Raw genomic sequence first — 14205 nt, forward strand, 5'->3', positions numbered from 1 at the left:
GTTCTGCCGAACCGCAACACAGGCTCCGGGCGTGGACTCAGGCGTTCCAGCCGGCGCCAGCCTGTATGGAAATCCGCCGTGCCGCATGGCAGCGGTGTACGCAGGCAGCGCGCTTACTCCAATTCTGGCGCGGCCTTCCGCGCGGCGCGTACTATATCCGTGGGACCGGTCCTTCGCTGTCGCAATACCAATTCATAAGAAGTTAGAAAGCCGGGCAAGTATGAATCCGACCTCTGTATCCGCTGCTTCTCATCATCGCCGCGCCGCACGGAAAGAACCGTCCCGGCCCCTCGCGGATCTGGCGGAGATCGTGCTCAGCATTGCGCGTGAGATCACGCTGCGCGCCGATCGCGACAACAAGCTGCTACGCCTCGCGGCGACGGAGATCAACATTTTGCGCTTTGTCACCTTCCATCCCGGGAGCATGCCCAAAGAGGTGGCGGAAACGCTTGATCTCAAGCGCAGCAACTTCAGCGTGGCGCTGCGCAACCTGCGCAGCCGCGGACTGCTGCGCGTGGAACCCGATCCGCAGGACCGCCGCAGCATGCAGCTCTACGTGACAGAGAAGGCCGAGAAAAACCTTGAGCAGCATCGCGCGTTCTGGGAGCGCCTGCTGAAGGCCAACGTGAAGGAAGACCTAGATATCGCAGGTTGCGTCGAGGTGCTGGGCAGGGTGGAACGGTCATTGCGCCCGCGATAGACGCGCCGCATCGCGTCTGCTCCGGTCGCAGGCGGAAAAATCCTTGAATCCTATGTGTTGTGCTCAGGCGCGCGAGAGCATCTCAAGCGTGCGGCGGAACAGCGCTTCAAAGCCGCCATTGGGCACGTCGCTCTTCACGCGCTCCAACGCCTTCTCCGCCGCCGGACGCTGATAGCCAAGGTTCACCAGCGCGGAGAGCACGTCTTCCTCCAGCGGAGAAGCCTTCGGCGCGACGGCAGCGGCCACGCCAAACTCATCGAGTTTGCCGCGAAGCTCCAGCACCAGCCGCTCGGCGGTCTTCTTGCCCACGCCCTTCAACTTCACCAGCCGTGCCAGGTCATTGCCGCGCAGCGCCGCCACAATTTCGGTGACGGTCATGCTGCTCATCATGTCCATAGCCGCCTTTGGGCCAACGCCGGTGACGTTGATGAGTTTGAGGAACAGCGCCTTGGCCATCGGCTCCAGAAAGCCGTAAAGCGCGAACTGGTCTTCGCGCACATGGGTGTGGATGTGCAGCGAAACCTCCGCGCCGATTTTGGGCAGCAGGCCGTAGTCGAGCGCGGAGAGTGCCACCTCGTAGCCGACGCCGTGGCAGTCAACGATGGCCGTGGGGTAGGTGCCCACGTGCATTTCCAGAAGCTGGCCGTGAAGATGAGCGATCACCGGCCCATTGTAAACCGCGGCGGGAAGCTCTCAGGTTGCCGAGCGTGGTGCGCGAGCGAATTCAAAGGCGGTAAAACCGGGGCTGCACTAAAATAAGGTGTCCTTATGCAGCAGACCGCACACGCAACCACGTACACGCCCGCCGAAGTGACCCGGCTCGCCCAGGTGCAGCAGGCCGCCAATGGCATCTGCTACGCCAGCACCGGCGAGATCAACCTTTCCGCCAAAGACCTGGAGCACATGGTGTCGGCCGTGCCGACGGCCATTGCCGACGCGCTCAAGCGCAAGGCCTTCTACTTTGTGCCGCTCACGGTGGCGCGCGGCGAGGAGATCATCCTTGCCGACCGCTACGACGTGGCGCTGAGCGACCAGGCGGTCTGCCATCGCGAGCTGACGCTGGGCGACGCGCAGTGCATCTTCATCTCCACCCGCCTGATGGACGAGCGCTTCTCGCTGGCCTTTGAATTCTTCATTAACGTGGCGCACGCGTTCGTGGAGCATGCGGGCTTCTCGGCGGAGTTTGCCGATCTGGTGTGGAAGCAGGTGACGGACAAGGCCAAGGGCGAGACCTCGCTGGACGCGCACGAGTTGCGCAAGATCGCCACCTCCTCCATGCCTGACGCCGACAAAGCCAAGCACGAGTACTTTGAGGCCACCTTCGCTGACGCCATCGCCATCTATCTTCTGTCGATTTATCTCGACGTGGATTACTACGAACTGCGCGAGCGCGATTATCCGCTGCTGGCGCCCTCGGCGCTGGCCGAACGCCTGCGGAAGATCTCCGCGCTGTTCCCGGCCCCGACGGGCTTCGAGTTCGCTGTCTACTATCGCCGCCGCGCGTAGGGCTGGCTGGTTCCGGTTGACTCCACCACGGAGGGCACCAAGCTTCATCCCATGGCGCTGAACAGCAGATCCTTCGCTGCGCTCAGGATGACGCCGCAATGAAGGGGCATCGCTGCGATGCCGGGTGCCCCAGGTTCGGCAGGCCTGCTGTTGGCGTGGCTAACCTGGGAGGACAAAACCATCGCACAAGAAAAATCCCGGCCTCGGCCGGGATTTTCAATTCCAAAAGATTTTCTGCGCTACTGCTTCAGCTTCTCCTGAAGCTTCTTCGACTTTGCCTCAACGCCAGCGGCGAGCTTTTCCTTGTGAGCCACCAGCTTGGCAGCTACCTTTGCATCGCCGAGGCCGATGATCTGCGCGGCAAGGATGCCGGCGTTGGTGGCTCCGGCCTTGCCGATGGCGACCGTGGCCACCGGAATGCCCGAAGGCATTTGCACCATGGCCAGCAGCGAATCCAGACCGTTCAGCGGCGTGCTGGCAATGGGCACAGCAATGACCGGCAGCGTGGTTTCTGCGGCGATGACACCTGCCAGGTGCGCGGCGCCACCGGCTCCAGCCACAATGCACTTGATGCCGCGGCCGAGCGCTTCCCGCGTCAGCTTGGAGGTGCGCTGCGGCGAACGGTGCGCCGAAGCCACTTCCATCTCATAGGCGATGCCGAACTGGTCAAGCGCCACGCCGACTTCGCGCATGATCTCAAAGTCGCTGTCGCTTCCCATCAGGATGAGGACTTGCGGATTGCTCATTTACAGACTCTTCTCCAGAAGTTGGAAAATGACGCCGTGGCGGAGTGCGGCGCTATTTTCAATCTCAATGGCAAGATGGCGTCCGCAGAAACCCTCTACGGACCTTTGCCCTCCACCGGGTGCTTGCTCTTGCACGTCAGGCTGCGGGCGCACAATCTATAGCCCGCATGGTTGGCGGCGCTGAAAGCGCCTCTTCTCTATTGGAGTCCCTGATTCCCGCTCCGGCTGCAATTCTTGCAACAGCACGGCGAGCCGGACGCTGTGCGCCCCGCGTGCCTAGTGCTTCAGCCCGCGGTGCGCAATGTCCTTGCGGAAGTGCGCGCCCTCGAACTTAATGGCGTCGACGGCCTGATAAGCGCGGTCGACGGCATCGCGCAACGTAGCGCCACGGGCGGTCACACCCAGCACTCGCCCTCCGGCGGTGACGATCTGGCCATCCTGCTCGGCCGTGCCGGCGTGGAAGACCTTGGCGCCCTCGACCTTCGCGGCTTCGTCCAATCCGATGATCGGCTTGCCCGTCTCGTAGTGTCCGGGGTAGCCGCCACTGGCCATGACGACGCAGGCGGTCGAATCCTCCGACCAGCGCATGACACCCTCGCTGAGGCGGCCGTCGATGGCGGCCTCGAAGGCGTCGACCAGGTCGCTGTCGAGCCGCATCAGGATCGGCTGTGTCTCCGGGTCGCCAAAGCGGCAATTGAACTCGAGCACCTGCGGCCCTTTGGCGGTCATCATCAGGCCGCAATAAAGGATGCCGCTGTACGGCATGCCTTCATCGCGCATGCCGTCGATGACAGGCTTGGCAATGCGCGCGACGAGCCACTCGGGCATCTTCTCGTCCAGAAGCGTGGGCGTGCAGTAGGCGCCCATACCGCCCGTGTTCGGGCCGGTGTCGCCATCAAAGACGCACTTGTGGTCCTGCGCGGCCACCAGCGGCACCACACGTTCGCCGTCACTGAGCACGAGGAAGGAAACCTCCTCGCCCTTCAGGAACTCTTCGAGCACCACGGTGCGTCCGGCGTCGCCTACCATTTTGCCCTGCAGCATCTCGGTTCCGGCCGCCAAGGCTTCTTCCTTCGTCTTGGCGATGACGACGCCCTTGCCTGCGGCGAGACCATCGGCCTTCACCACGATGGGCGGGTGGAAGTAGTCGAGCGAGCTCTTCAGCTCAGCCGCCGACTTGCACACGGCATAGCGCGCTGACGGTATGCGGAAGCGCTGCATGAAGGCCTTGGCAAAGCTCTTGCTCGATTCAAGCTGCGCGGCTGCCTGCGTGGGGCCAAAGATGCGGAAGCCGCGGCGGCGGAACTCGTCCACCACGCCAAGCATCAGCGGCGCTTCGGGGCCAACCACGGTCAGATCGGGGCGGAAGCGGTTGGCCACTTCAACCATCGCGTCCAGGCTCGTCAGGTCGCAGGGCACGCAGGTCGCCTCCTGCGCGATGCCGGCGTTGCCGGGGGCGCAGATCACCTCGGTGACGCGGGGCGACTGCTTCAACTTCCAAACCAAGGCATGCTCGCGGCCACCGCCGCCAAAAACCAAAACTTTCATAATGGGCAAAGGGTATGTTTTTGCGGGGTGCAATGTCAACGGAAGGCGCGGAGTGTTCTCATTTTGGCCTCCCAAGGGCGGCTGCGGCAGGCCAAAGACGCGGCCTGCGTGCTAGTCTGATGGCGCGAGAAAGTTTCGCGCACGGCCTGGATTCATCATGAGCAGCGAAACGAACGGCTGGCGAAGCATCGCCGATAATCCGTCTCTGCCGGAGATACACTCCAGCCTGCCGGTACCCCGCAAACCGGGGTTCCTGGGCAAGCTCATGGCCTTTGCCGGCCCCGGCTTTCTGGTGGCGGTCGGCTACATGGACCCCGGCAACTGGGCTACGGACATTGCCGCCGGGGCGCGCTACAACTACTCGCTGCTGTGGGTCATCACCCTCAGCAACCTGCTGGCAATCCTGCTGCAAAGCCTCTCCATCAAGCTCGGCGTGGTCAGCGGACGAGACCTGGCACAGGCCTGCCGAGACAGCTTCCCCCTGCCCGTTGCGTGGTTCCTGTGGATTCTGGCTGAAATTGCCATCGCCGCCTGCGATCTGGCGGAGGTCATCGGCTCGGCCATTGCGCTGCAACTGCTCTTCGGCTTGCCACTGGTGGTCGGAGTCGGCATTACGGGCTTTGACGTCATTCTGCTTCTGCTGCTGGAGAACCGCGGCTTCCGCTACATCGAACGCATCGTTATTGCCTTCACCGCCACCATCGCCGTCTGCTTCGGGCTGGAGATCCTGTTCTCGCGTCCGGATTACGCGCTGGCGCTCAAGAGCCTTGTGGTGCCAGCCAGCGGCACCTTCAGCGACGTTGGCATGCTTTACATTGCCGTGGGCATCCTGGGCGCCACGGTGATGCCGCACAATCTCTATCTGCACTCGGCCATTGTGCAGACGCGCGACTACGACCGCACGCCCGAAGGCCGCCGCGAGGCGCTGCGCTTCTGCAACATCGATTCGGCCTTTGCCCTGACGGTGGCGCTGTTCATCAACGCCGCCATCCTGATGGTGGCCGCCGCCGTCTTCTATCGCAGCGGACAGCACGATGTCTCGGAGATTCAGCAGGCCTACCAGCTTATTTCACCGCTGCTCGGAGTGAAGGCCGCCAGCCTCCTGTTCGCCGTGGCGCTGCTGGCCAGCGGACAGAACTCGACGCTGACCGGCACGCTCGCCGGGCAGATTGTGATGGAAGGCTTCATCAACATGCGCCTGCGGCCTTGGGTGCGCCGGCTGGTCACGCGGCTGATCGCCATCATTCCGGCCGTCATCGTCACGGCCATCTCCGGCGAGCACGGCACGGCCAGGCTGCTCATCTTCAGCCAGGTGGTGCTGAGCATGCAGTTGAGCTTCGCGGTCTTTCCGCTGGTGGCCTTCACCAGCAGCCGCGCCAAGATGGGCGAGTTCGTCAACGGGCCGCTGCTGAAGCTGGTGAGCTGGGCCGCCGCCATCCTGATCGCCGTGCTGAACGTGTGGTTACTGGTGCAGGCGGCAAAGGGATAAGTTTCAAGCCTTCAGTTTCGAGTTGCAGGTTTCAAGTTTCGTGTAAAGTCTGGGGGGCGTGCACCACACGTTCGGTGCACAGGGTCAAAACGTGGGATGCGAACGCCATCCCAGGTTAGCCTCGCTCCGCTCGGCGAACCTGGGGCACCCGGTCGTGTCTCGAAACTCGAAACCTAAAACTCGAAACTGGAAATCGAAATCCCTGCTCTCACTCACACGGCTTTTCCGAATCCCGCCGAAACCTTTCGAAACCCCGCTCCCGCTCTGATACCCTGAATAGCGGTACTGCACTCATGTCGAATCCTGTGAAAGCCGCACGCAACCTGCTCAAACGCACGCCGTTTTACGCTCAATGGAAAGAACTCGGCTGGTATCCGGACTACTGGTACTGGCTGCTGCGCGGAAAGCCCAAGCGCACACCCCACCTGCAGAAGCAGCGTACCGTCACCGAATATGCCGAGCGCTATGGCATGACCACGCTGGTGGAGACCGGCACCTATTACGGCGAGATGGTCAGCGCGCAAAAGCTCCGCTTTGAAGCCATCTATACCGTGGAATACATGCCGAACCTGGCGGCGCTGGCGCGCAAGCGCTTTGCAGCCTATCCGAACGTGCATGTTTACGAGGGCGACAGCAAAGTGATGGTGCCGGAGATTCTCAAGCAGCTCACCGGGCCGGTGCTGTTCTGGCTCGACGCCGGCTACTACGGCTGGTCGAATCTGAATCCCGACAAGTCGCGGCTGGCGGCCGAATTCGAGGCCATCCTCTCCGACCGTCCCGACCACGTGGTGCTGATGGACGACGCGCACGCGCTCAACGGCGAAGAGGGCCGCCTCAGCATTCCGGCCCTGACCGAGCACATACACCAGCACTTCCCCGGCCGAGAGGTCGAGGTGAAGTACGACATCCTGCGCATCACGCCGGTAAAGAAGTAGCAGGCGCGGCGAATCAAATATCGCAGACGCAAAAACGCCGGACCGAAGTCCGGCGTTTCCTTTTGCGCTTCAGAAAAAACTAGAACAGGCGGTTGCGTCCCAGCAGCAACAGGCCGAGCAACCCGGCGCCCACGAGCACGATGGAGCCCGGCTCCGGCACGTTCGACGGAGTTTCCACCAGGCTGCAGCACCATGTGGTGGGCGGCGTGGCAATGCGGTCGGTGGGCTTGGCCAGCGAGGCAATCTGCGTGCCCGGCGGCGGTGCGGCGGTGAAGGTCGGAGGAGCCAGCGCGGGCAGGCTCGTCTCAATTGCAACGTCCGGCGGCGGCACCTCGGGCGGAACCACCTTGGTCGGCAACGGCTCCGGCTTCTTGATCTCAATGCGGTTGCCGCAGCGGGCGCGGATCATCTTCTTGCCGTCGGTGAGCACCAGTTCGTTGGCCGGCAGTATGACCGGGTGCGAGGTCCAGCCAACGTGCTTGTCCTTGCGCCAGGAGACATAGGCCATCATCGGCTTCTGCAGGCGCATGAAGTACATGCCGGTCAACTGAATGTCCTTGTAGTGCTCGCGCACCACGGGGTCCTGCTTCATGGAGTCGGCCAGCTCCTGCGTATCCATGAGGCCGCCGGGGATGACCGAGAACTGGAAGGTCTGCCGGGCCGCGCGGAACTGCATTTTGGGCGGCTGTATGTTGAGAACCTCTACCTGCCAGCGATGCCAGATCTTTACGCCCAATACCGCAAGGAGCCCAAGGCACAGACAGGACAGGATCAAAATAGTCTTGCGCATGACCACACCTCTGGCCGCAGGCGGCGGTGCCAGCCTGCCGGCAGCAATTACTCCATCGGCTTGAGGGCCGCGATGCGGCTGCCTCCCGCGATGGTTCGAGCCGGGGCCTCATACAACTTTCTGCCCGTGATCTCCACCGCCGCCGAGCGTACATGCTTCCGCGCGCGGTTGGAGGGGGCCAGTATTCCATACTGGCGGGACTTATACATCAAGGCCTTATAGCAGATGCCGAGCATATCGGCGGCTTCCTTGCATTGGCCGTGCGTCTGCTCCAGCGCGTTGCGGATGGCCTCTGCTTCAGCCTTCTTCTTCAGCTCCCGCAAAATTTGCTTCAGGGTACCACCGGAGGGCCGAAACTCGCGATGAATTCCCGCGGGCTTTGCAACCGGCTCCGGACGCCGCCCTGTCGTGAGGGCCTCTTCGCCCAGGATCAAATACCTCTTGGCCGTGTTCTGCAACTCGCGCAGGTTCCCCGGCCAGCCGTAGGCAAGCAGGGACTCCGTCATCGCCGGGGTGAGCGAACGCATTGCCTGGCGATAGGTGAGGGCCATGCGGCGGCTGAACTGCTCGAACAGAGGAAGAATCTCCTCCTTCCGTTCGCGCAACGGCGGCAGCGCAACGGCCAGCGCGTTCAGACGGTAATAAAGGTCCAAACGCAGCTTGCCCTCAGCAATCGCCTGCTTGACGTTCACGTTCGTTGCGGCCAGCACGCGAACGTCAACCGCCACGGGACTCCGGCCTCCCAGGCGGAAAAACACCTGGTCCTGGAGCACCTGCAAGAGCTTAGCTTGCAAGCGGGGGGCCATTTCGCCAATTTCATCCAGCAGAATTGTGCCGTGGTTGCACTGCTCAAAGTAGCCGGGCTTGCTTGTGCTCGCTCCGGTGAAGGCTCCGGCCTCGTAACCGAACAGCTCGCTCTCCAGCAGTTCATCGGGGATGGCCGCACAGTTCACCTTGAGGAAGCGCTTGTTGGATCGCGGGGAGTGCTGGTGGAGCAGCTTGGCAATCACTTCTTTTCCGGTGCCACTCTCGCCGGTGATCAGCACCGGGATGTCGACGCGGGCGATACGCTGCACCTGCTCGAAGACGCTGCGCATGGCGGGCGATGCGGCCAGAAAGAAGCTCTCGTCATCCAGCTCCTCCACAATCTGCGGCTCCTCGAGCGGGGCGGTTCCGGCCAGTGCATCCTGCAGTGAGGCCAGTATCTGATCGTCCTGTAATGGCTTCATAACAAAGCCACTAGCTCCCAGCTTGATCGCCTCTACCACGAGCGCGGAGTCGGCCGGGGAGGCCAGCAAATAGACCTTCAACGCCGGCGCTGTGTCGCGCAGGCGGGCGAGCACGTTCAGTGCGTCAAAGCCGTGGCCTGCCAGAGAAAGCAGCGCAAGATCAAGGCTGGCGGGATCGCGCAACCGATCCGAAATCTCTTCCAGAGTCTGGGCCACGCGGAGCAGGTGACCGCGAGGTTCCAGCAGGCTGTGAAGGTGCCGCTGCGTGGCCGGGTCGTCATCGATCAGCAAAAAGCAGGACATAGTACCTCTTTATTGAATGCCCGATCTATCAAGGAGCCCGTGGCCGAATGGGCGGAGTGTAAACGTGCTCTTATTCTCATTCGATGCAGAAAAGTAGCCAATAGATATCGAACTACAGGAACGAACCTTGGTAATCGAATGGAAATTACTTTCCATTTTGCAGAGCCTTGGAACGGAAAAGTCGTTCCCAACAGTGAAATGAAGTTCCCTCTTCGGGACGGCGAGGTGGCGGCGATGGGGGCAATCCTGAACAAGCTATTGATTCTCCGCAGGTTAGTTTTTAGTTCGGTGTGGCGGTTGTGCCCCGCGCGGATGGCGGCTGAATTGCATTCATCGGGTTGGCTATGAGCGACTCGGGCACAAACTCGCTGCTGGCACGGGAGAAGACGCCGCCGGAGTCCGTTCTATTCGGGCGTACAGAGCGGATGGACGTCATACGGCAGAGCCTTCTCACTGTTGCGGACACAAACATCCCGGTGTTGATCACCGGCGAAAGCGGCACCGGAAAAGAACTGATCTGCCGTTACCTGCACCGGCATTCACGGTGGGCTGCAGGGCCGTTCGTGAAGGTGAGCTGTCCGGCGTTGGCAGGCACGCGGCTGGAGAGCGAATTGTTCGCCGGGAATGGCGGCTCCGTGCTTGAGGAAAGCCCGCAAAAGAGTGGGGCTGCGCAGCGCGAAGAGAGTGGTACTCTGTTCGTCGATGAAGTCGCGGAGCTGAATCTTGCCCTCCAGTTCCGGCTCCTTCAGGTGCTGCAAAGCGGAGAATTCCGGCCGCTTGACGCGCCAGACGCAAGAGCAGTTCAAGTTCGAGTAGTTTGCTCTACCAGCCAGCAGTTACAACCAGAGATTGAGCAGGGGCGTTTTCGCCAGGACCTCTACTTCCGCATGACGGGACTGGTGCTCCAGCTTCCCCCTCTGCGAGAGCGTCTTGAGGATCTCGAACTGCTGATGAACTACTTTGTGGGCCTCTATAACACTGAATTTTTGCGGTCCATGCCCCCGGTTTCGCAGTCTTGCGTGACGCAGATGAAGGACTATTTCTGGCCGGGAAATGTGCGGGAGCTCGAGAACCTGATGAAGCGTTACGTGGTGCTGGGAACCGAGGCGGCAATCTTGAGCGAACTGGGCGATCCACACGCGCCGGGCGCGCGCCTAGGGCGGCCTGTCTACGCCGCGTCCCAACCCCAGAGAATTCGTGAACGCGACCGCCAGTTGCTGTTGGATGCTCTGCGCCGGAACCAGTGGGACTACCACCGCACGGCCGAGGCATTGCAAATGAGCCAGCGGGCGTTTCTCGCGAGACTCAAGAAAGCTGGCATCGACGACCGTTATGGAATGGGGAGCATGGGCCCGCAACCGCAATTCTCAAGGAACTTCTGATGATAAGTAAGTCGAAAGCCATCCTCGGAGCTGTTCTGCTTCTGGTGTTCGCGGCCGCGTGCTACGCGCAGGAGGCTGCCCCCACGCAGGCGGTGCCCAAGGGCGAGGCAGTCAGCGACGGCACCTACTTGATCGGAGAAAGCGACATTCTCTCCATCTCCGTGTGGCATGAGCCGGACCTGACGCGCCAGGTGCCGGTGCGCACCGACGGCAAGATCACCATGCCGCTGGTGGGAGAAGTGCAAGCCGCCGGGCTGACCGTGGACCAGTTGAAGGACGTGATCGCCGAAAAGCTCAAGCGCGTACTCGAGGAGCCGGAGGTGACGGTCATTGTGCAGGACCCGCGCAGCCAGTTCTTCACCCTGGTGGGCAAAGTGGTAAAGCCGGGCTCGTATTCGCTCGGGCAGCGGCTGACGGTGCTGGACGCCATCGCCATGGGCGGCGGCTTCAAGGACTTCGCCAAAAGCTCAAAGATCTACGTGGTGCGCACGCACCGTGACGGCAAGGTGGAACGCCTGCCGTTCGATTACAAGAAGGCCGTTGACGGCGATCTGAAACAGAATTTCGTACTGGAAGCGCACGACATGATCGTTGTGCCGTAGTGATGCGGTGAGGCAGTGCGGGCTCCGCAGTAATACGCAGTTGATAGAGGGAGAGACATTCATCATGAAGCTACGCCTGACGATCTGTGCACTCATGTTGACCCTGGCGGCAGTAGCCTCTGCGCAGGAGCCGGAGAAGGCTCCGGAGCCGGCGCTGGTGGAAGAGAAGGTGCCCGCGCACCTGGGCAGCGAGGCCGCTGGTGCGACGCTGGCGACTGACCCGGAGATGGGGAACATGCTGGCCATCGGCGCTACGGTGGGCGCCGCCTATGACGATCGCGGCCTGTATCACTCGGGCACCACGCCCGCCCGCTACACCAGCGACACGCGCTTCTTTGTGCAGCCCAGCATCGCCATTCAGCGCCGCTTCAGCCGCGGCGATTGGACGCTGAGCTACACGCCGGGCCTGAGCATCGACCAGCACAACACCAACGACACGCAGTACACGCACAACCTGGCCGGCGACGGCACCATCATGTTGAGTCCGCGTGTGCAACTGCACGGGCGCCAGGACTTCAGCGTGACCGACAATCCGTTTGAGACGGTGGGACGCGTCGACCTGCTGCCCGGATTGGGCGGCGCCTTCGGGCCGAATTACGAAGGCGTGCTGCCGCAGACCAAGCGCACGACCGTTGTCTCGAACGCGGACCTCTCGTTCCGCTTGTCGGAGCACTCGGCCCTGGGCTTTACGGGCGGCTACCAGAGCTTTGATTACGACCCGCTGAAGCTGAACGGAACGATTTACTACGCCTTCGTGAATTCGCGTATCTACAACGGATCGGCGTTCTACTCGCAGCAGTTGAATGAGCACGTGACGGCCGGTTTGCAGGCGGCGTGGGTGGACGTTTACAGCACGGGGTCGCAGATCTCCCGCACGCAGGCGCCGACGGTGATGGCCTTTGTGCGCTACACGGTGAATCCGCACCTGAACTTCAGCTTCTACGGCGGCCCGCAGTATGCGCGCACGCGTGATGTGGTCTCCAGCAGTTCGGTGGTGTACCAGCACACGGTGGAGCCGAACCTGGGCGGCACGGCGGTGTGGAGCAACGGCCGCCACGCGGTGGAGATTGAGGCGAGCCGCCGCATTGCCAACGGCGGCGGTTTGCTGGACGCGGTGAAGCAGACGCACGCCACAGCCGGCTATCGCGCACGTCTGACCCATAAGCTGCTGGGCACGGTGCGCGTTGACTTCACCGACCAGGCGGGCGTGGGCGCCTTGAGCAACAACGCAAAGTTCCGCAGCACGTGGGTGGGCGGCGGTCCGACGTATGAGTTGAACCGCTCGTTCGCCGTGCGCGCCGAGGTGGCCTACATCCACCAGACCTCACGGAACATTGCGACCGGCGCGGGCAACCACCTGCTGGCACAGATTTCGCTCGATTACCGCTTCCACAAGAAGCTTGGGGACTAACTGGTTATGTTGCCGGAACAGAACAAAACGCCAATGACGTTCCACGACGCATGGGAGATCGTGGTGCGCCGGCGCTGGCTGATTGGCGGTGGCGTCTTCGCCACCTGGCTGCTGATTTGGGCTGGAAGCTGGCTGCTGCCCTCCGTGTATTTGTCAGAGAGCACGATCCTGGTGGAGCAGCAAAAGGTCTCCGAGGAACTGGTGGCGGCCAATGTGACCACCGATCTCCAGCAGCGGCTGGAGGCGATGCGGCAGCAGATCCTGAGCCGCACACGGTTGCAGAGCATTATCGACCAGTACCACCTCTACGGCGGCGGCAACAAGAAGAACCCGGACGAGAGCATCGAACAAATGCGCAAGGACATTAAGACCGAGGCGGTGGAGGCACCGGGCCGCCGCGGACAGCTCTCGGCCTTCAAGATCAGCTACAAAGCGCCTTCAGCGGGGTTGGCTCAGAAGGTCAATGCCGAACTGACTTCGCTGTTCATTCAGCAGAACCGGCAGGAGCAGGCAGAGCGTTCGGAGAACACCACGGAGTTCCTGAGCGCGCAACTGGAAGATGCGCGCCAGCAACTGGCACAGCAGGAAGCCAAGGTGAAGCAATTCAAGATGGGCAACCTTGGACGGCTGCCCAGCCAAGTGGACAGCAACGCTCGGATTCTCTCCGGCTTGCTGGAGCGCCAGCACAACCTGAGCCAGTCGCTGGACCGCGCACAGGAGCAGCGCTTGTACCTGGAGTCACTGGCGACGCAGCAGCGCGCGGCGAGCAAGGAGACCGGCCCGGGGCCAGGCTCGGCGGAGTCGCTGCAGGAGCAGTTGGCAAAGTACAAGCAGGAGCTGACCGACGACCAGACGAAGTACACGCCACAGCATCCGGACATTGTGCGGTTGCAGCGGTTGATTGCACGCACGCAGCACCAGATTGACGATGCCAAAGCGCGGCAGGCCTCGGGGAAGACGGATGTCTCCGCCAAGGCAAACTCTCCGCTGGCGCAGGTGGAAGGCCAGTTGAAGGCCAACCAGCAGGAGATCGAGAACGACAAGCGCGAGTTGCTGTCGGTGCAGGGGCAGATTGCCTCCTATCAGGCGCGGCTGAACCAGACGCCGATCACCGAGCAGCAGTTGGCTGACCTGACGCGCGACTACGACCAGTCGAAGTCGAATTACGATTCGCTGTTGAAGAAGCAGATGCAATCGCAGCTTGCCACCAACCTGCAAAAGCGGCAGGAGGGCGAGCAGTTCCGCATCATCGACCCGGCCAGCCTGCCGGGGAAGCCGATTGCGCCGGACCGCTTCAAGCTGAGCCTGCTGGGCATTCTGGCCGGACTGGCGGTGGGCGCGGGCCTGGCTATTCTGTCGGAGATGCTCGACGACCATGTTCGCAAGGAAGAAGAGATCACGGAGATCGTCAAGGTGAGAATTCTGGCCGGAGTGCCGCACCTGACGACTGACGAGGAAGACCGCAAGCTGCGCACGCGCCGCGTGCTGGAGTGGAGCTGCGCAACGCTGATCCTGGCGCTGGTAGTGGCCGGGAACGTCTTCACGCTGATTCGAGGATAGTGCC

Annotated in this window: 13 protein-coding genes; 8 read left to right on the forward strand and 5 right to left on the reverse strand. The window is 62.2% G+C overall.

Translation table 11 applies throughout. The features are described 5' to 3' along the window. Positions 1-85 precede the first annotated feature (85 nt). The gene (locus AC6IZO_RS14200) at positions 86-700 is read left to right on the forward strand and encodes a MarR family winged helix-turn-helix transcriptional regulator (RefSeq protein WP_497805749.1); all 615 of its coding nucleotides are present in this window, start codon (positions 86-88) and stop codon (positions 698-700) included. A gap of 63 nt (positions 701-763) precedes the next feature. Here AC6IZO_RS14200 and ruvA read toward each other — a convergent pair whose 3' ends face one another. Then, on the reverse strand, positions 764-1363 hold the full coding sequence (gene ruvA, locus AC6IZO_RS14205) for a Holliday junction branch migration protein RuvA (protein WP_497805750.1): 600 nt from the start codon (positions 1361-1363) through the stop codon (positions 764-766). 105 nt (positions 1364-1468) lie between these two features. Here ruvA and AC6IZO_RS14210 point away from each other — a divergent pair, with 105 nt between their 5' ends. Next, a complete protein-coding gene (locus AC6IZO_RS14210; RefSeq protein ID WP_497805751.1) occupies positions 1469-2206 on the forward strand; it encodes a hypothetical protein in 738 nt (245 codons plus the stop codon). A 239-nt stretch (positions 2207-2445) separates the two neighbouring features. Here the strand turns inward: AC6IZO_RS14210 and purE are convergent, their stop codons facing one another. Then, entirely contained in the window at positions 2446-2952 is a 507-nt protein-coding gene (gene purE, locus AC6IZO_RS14215) for a 5-(carboxyamino)imidazole ribonucleotide mutase (protein ID WP_497805753.1), read from the reverse strand. Between the two features lie 276 nt (positions 2953-3228). Beyond that, positions 3229-4500 (reverse strand): phosphoribosylamine--glycine ligase, encoded by a 1272-nt coding sequence (gene purD, locus AC6IZO_RS14220; protein ID WP_497805755.1) that lies wholly within the window; start codon positions 4498-4500, stop codon positions 3229-3231. A 157-nt stretch (positions 4501-4657) separates the two neighbouring features. Between purD and AC6IZO_RS14225 the strand changes: the two genes are divergently transcribed. Together AC6IZO_RS14225 and AC6IZO_RS14230 are read left to right on the forward strand one after the other, a co-directional pair. Next, entirely contained in the window at positions 4658-5989 is a 1332-nt protein-coding gene (locus tag AC6IZO_RS14225; RefSeq protein WP_497805757.1) for an Nramp family divalent metal transporter, read from the forward strand. A 293-nt stretch (positions 5990-6282) separates the two neighbouring features. Then, entirely contained in the window at positions 6283-6924 is a 642-nt protein-coding gene (locus AC6IZO_RS14230) for an O-methyltransferase (protein WP_497805759.1), read from the forward strand. A gap of 79 nt (positions 6925-7003) precedes the next feature. Here AC6IZO_RS14230 and AC6IZO_RS14235 read toward each other — a convergent pair whose 3' ends face one another. Together AC6IZO_RS14235 and AC6IZO_RS14240 are read right to left on the reverse strand one after the other, a co-directional pair. After that, positions 7004-7714 carry a PEP-CTERM sorting domain-containing protein gene (locus AC6IZO_RS14235; protein WP_497805761.1) on the reverse strand — a complete coding sequence of 237 codons (711 nt, stop codon included), beginning with the start codon at positions 7712-7714 and terminating at the stop codon, positions 7004-7006. A gap of 47 nt (positions 7715-7761) precedes the next feature. After that, positions 7762-9246, reverse strand: coding sequence for a sigma-54-dependent transcriptional regulator (locus AC6IZO_RS14240; protein WP_497805763.1), 1485 nt, complete (start codon positions 9244-9246; stop codon positions 7762-7764). Between the two features lie 344 nt (positions 9247-9590). Between AC6IZO_RS14240 and AC6IZO_RS14245 the strand changes: the two genes are divergently transcribed. From AC6IZO_RS14245 to AC6IZO_RS14260, 4 genes are all read left to right on the forward strand, one after another. Then, positions 9591-10628, forward strand: a complete 1038-nt coding sequence (locus AC6IZO_RS14245) for a sigma 54-interacting transcriptional regulator (protein WP_497805765.1) — start codon at positions 9591-9593, stop codon at positions 10626-10628. Further along, the gene (locus AC6IZO_RS14250; protein ID WP_497805767.1) at positions 10628-11230 is read left to right on the forward strand and encodes a polysaccharide biosynthesis/export family protein; all 603 of its coding nucleotides are present in this window, start codon (positions 10628-10630) and stop codon (positions 11228-11230) included. Before AC6IZO_RS14245 ends, AC6IZO_RS14250 begins: the two co-directional genes overlap by 1 nt. 64 nt (positions 11231-11294) lie before the next feature. Then, a complete protein-coding gene (locus AC6IZO_RS14255; RefSeq protein WP_497805769.1) occupies positions 11295-12641 on the forward strand; it encodes a hypothetical protein in 1347 nt (448 codons plus the stop codon). 33 nt (positions 12642-12674) lie between these two features. Beyond that, positions 12675-14201 (forward strand): GNVR domain-containing protein, encoded by a 1527-nt coding sequence (locus AC6IZO_RS14260; protein ID WP_497805771.1) that lies wholly within the window; start codon positions 12675-12677, stop codon positions 14199-14201. Positions 14202-14205 lie beyond the last annotated feature (4 nt).

Source organism: Oryzophilus luti (genome assembly GCF_059726245.1).

Bases quoted from the DNA above. Each gene is read 5' to 3' on its own strand.
- AC6IZO_RS14200 (WP_497805749.1), top strand. From the start codon at position 86: ATGGCAGCGGTGTACGCAGGCAGCGCGCTTACTCCAATTCTGGCGCGG.
- AC6IZO_RS14210 (WP_497805751.1), top strand. From the start codon at position 1,469: ATGCAGCAGACCGCACACGCAACCACGTACACGCCCGCCGAAGTGACC.
- purE (WP_497805753.1), bottom strand. From the start codon at position 2,952: ATGAGCAATCCGCAAGTCCTCATCCTGATGGGAAGCGACAGCGACTTT.
- purD (WP_497805755.1), bottom strand. From the start codon at position 4,500: ATGAAAGTTTTGGTTTTTGGCGGCGGTGGCCGCGAGCATGCCTTGGTT.
- AC6IZO_RS14225 (WP_497805757.1), top strand. From the start codon at position 4,658: ATGAGCAGCGAAACGAACGGCTGGCGAAGCATCGCCGATAATCCGTCT.
- AC6IZO_RS14230 (WP_497805759.1), top strand. From the start codon at position 6,283: ATGTCGAATCCTGTGAAAGCCGCACGCAACCTGCTCAAACGCACGCCG.
- AC6IZO_RS14235 (WP_497805761.1), bottom strand. From the start codon at position 7,714: ATGCGCAAGACTATTTTGATCCTGTCCTGTCTGTGCCTTGGGCTCCTT.
- AC6IZO_RS14240 (WP_497805763.1), bottom strand. From the start codon at position 9,246: ATGTCCTGCTTTTTGCTGATCGATGACGACCCGGCCACGCAGCGGCAC.
- AC6IZO_RS14245 (WP_497805765.1), top strand. From the start codon at position 9,591: ATGAGCGACTCGGGCACAAACTCGCTGCTGGCACGGGAGAAGACGCCG.
- AC6IZO_RS14250 (WP_497805767.1), top strand. From the start codon at position 10,628: ATGATAAGTAAGTCGAAAGCCATCCTCGGAGCTGTTCTGCTTCTGGTG.
- AC6IZO_RS14255 (WP_497805769.1), top strand. From the start codon at position 11,295: ATGAAGCTACGCCTGACGATCTGTGCACTCATGTTGACCCTGGCGGCA.
- AC6IZO_RS14260 (WP_497805771.1), top strand. From the start codon at position 12,675: ATGACGTTCCACGACGCATGGGAGATCGTGGTGCGCCGGCGCTGGCTG.